Source organism: Actinosynnema sp., from assembly GCF_052038725.1.
On sequence record NZ_JBQGCX010001247.1, the window covers coordinates 1 to 2,199 of the forward strand.

At 74.2% G+C, this 2,199-nt stretch carries 3 protein-coding genes; all 3 read left to right on the plus strand.

Translation table 11 applies throughout. The features are described from left to right. A partial coding sequence (locus ACTUAL_RS26310; protein ID WP_440902126.1) for a universal stress protein occupies window positions 1–233 on the plus strand: 233 nt, incomplete at its 5' end. 254 nt (window positions 234–487) lie between these two features. Beyond that, the gene (locus tag ACTUAL_RS26315) at window positions 488–955 is read left to right on the plus strand and encodes a hypothetical protein (protein ID WP_096493547.1); all 468 of its coding nucleotides are present in this window, start codon (window positions 488–490) and stop codon (window positions 953–955) included. A 60-nt stretch (window positions 956–1,015) separates the two neighbouring features. After that, window positions 1,016–2,140 (plus strand): NADH:flavin oxidoreductase, encoded by a 1,125-nt coding sequence (locus tag ACTUAL_RS26320; protein WP_440902127.1) that lies wholly within the window; start codon window positions 1,016–1,018, stop codon window positions 2,138–2,140. Window positions 2,141–2,199 lie beyond the last annotated feature (59 nt).

Genomic DNA, 2,199 nt, shown 5'->3' on the forward strand with positions numbered 1-2,199 from the left:
TGCGCGGCGCCGCCGACCGGCCCCAGCCGCCCGCCGTGGTGCGGCGCGCGGTGCGCGGACCGGCGGCCGAGGTGCTGGAGTCGGAGGCCGCGGGCGCGGCGATGCTGGTCGTGGCCGCGCACACCGGTCGCGGACTGCGCCGCTCGGCGTTCGGCCGGGCGCTGCTGGGCACGACCAGCGCGCACTGCGTCCGCCGCGCACCCGCCCCGGTCGTGGTGCTCCCCGCCCGCTGACCCCGGCGGAACGGGACCGGGCAGCGCCGCCCGTCACCCCGGAAAACCACGAACCGGGTGAAAACCCCCGAACGACGTCACCGATGATCCGCGCGGAGGACACCGATCCCGGTGCTCCACCGCGCTGTCGGCGTTCACACCCGGCAATTCACGCCCCCGTGAACTCCTGTCCGGTCCACCACACCACCCGGTATCCAGCGCTTAGCTCAGTAGGGTGACCCGGTTGGTGGACCCGACCCCCGCAGGAGTGATGCGTGAACGACTGGCCGCGACTGACCCAGGACGAGCAGCGCGAACTCCTGGCCGTGATAGCCGTGACCCTGCTCGAATCCGCCCCGTCCGACTGGCAGCGGATAGTGCTGGAGCACCGCCAGCTCGGCGGCCACATCGAGATCAGCGTCGGCCTGATCAGCGAGGACGGCGCCCTGCGCGCCTGGACCCCGCCCCAGCGGGTCTGGCACCGGTTCCAGGACCTGCGCGCGGGCGCGCGCGAACCCGACCGGGGGACGTGGTTCACCGCCCGCTACACCCTGGAGCGCCCGGACCGCTTCGACGTCCACTACGAGTGGACCGCCGAACCCGAGTTCCGCGAACCCCCGACCGCCCGCGACTACCGGGAGGACCGGGAGGAGTTCCCCCGCGGCCCCGAGCACACCCCGGCCTGGTTCCGGGACCGGCTGCGGGAAGCCGTCGGCGATCCCGGTCACAAAGCTTGCCTCTGACGTCAACGTCAGGTTTTAGCGTTGGCTCCAGCACCCGAACAACCGGCACTAGGAGCCCTCGTGTCCACCAGCAGCGCAGAGCGCGCGGCAACCCTGCTGTCCCGCCCCTTCACCGTCGGCTCGCTGACCGTGCCCGGCCGGGTGGCGATGGCCCCCATGACCCGCGCCTTCTCGCCCGACGGCACCCCCGGCGCCGACGTGGCCTCCTACTACGCGCGGCGCGCCGCGGGCGGCGTCGGCCTGATCGTCACCGAGGGCACCTACGTCAACCACCGCTCGGCGGGCCTGAGCGACCGCATCCCGCGCTTCCACGGCGAGGCGCAGCTCGCGGGCTGGGCGAACGTCGTCGAGCAGGTCCACGCGGCGGGCGGCACGATCGTCCCGCAGCTGTGGCACGTCGGCATGGCGCGCCCGGCGGGCGCCCCGCCGAACCCCGACGCCCCGTCGATCGGCCCGTCCGGCGTCGGCATCGGCGGCACCGCCGACGGCGACACCATGACCCAGCGGGACATCGACGACGTCGTCGCCGCCTTCGCGACCGCCGCGGCGGACGCCGAGCGCATCGGCTTCGACGGCATCGAGCTGCACGGCGCCCACGGCTACCTGATCGACCAGTTCCTGTGGGCGGGCACGAACCGCCGCACCGACGCCTACGGCGGCGACCCGGTGGCCCGCACCCGCTTCGCGGCCGAGGTCGTCGCCGCCGTGCGCGCCGCGGTGTCCCCGGACTTCCCGCTGATCCTGCGCATGTCCCAGTGGAAGATGGGCGACTACGCCGCCCGCATCGCCGACACCCCGCAGGAGCTGGAGGCGATCCTCGCCCCGCTCGTCGCCGCGGGCGTCGACGTCTTCCACGCCTCCACCCGCCGCTACTGGGACCCCGAGTTCGACGGCGAGGGCGACCTGAACCTCGCGGGCTGGATCAAGAAGCTGACCGGCAAGGCCACCATCAGCGTCGGCTCGGTCGGCCTGGACGCCGACGTGTCGAAGTTCTTCGGCGGCGACCCGTCCGCCGCGCGCACCGACGTCGACGCCCTGCTCGACAGCCTGGAGCGCGACGAGTTCGACCTGATCGCCGTGGGACGCGCCCTGCTCGCCGACCCGGAGTGGGTGGCGAAGGTCGTGTCGGGCCGCGCCGACGAGATCACCCCGTTCACCAAGGACGCCGCGACCACACAGGTCTGACGCGCCCGGCGCCGCCGGCCGCGCGCGCGACCCACCGCGCTCCACCCCCCCCCGCCCCC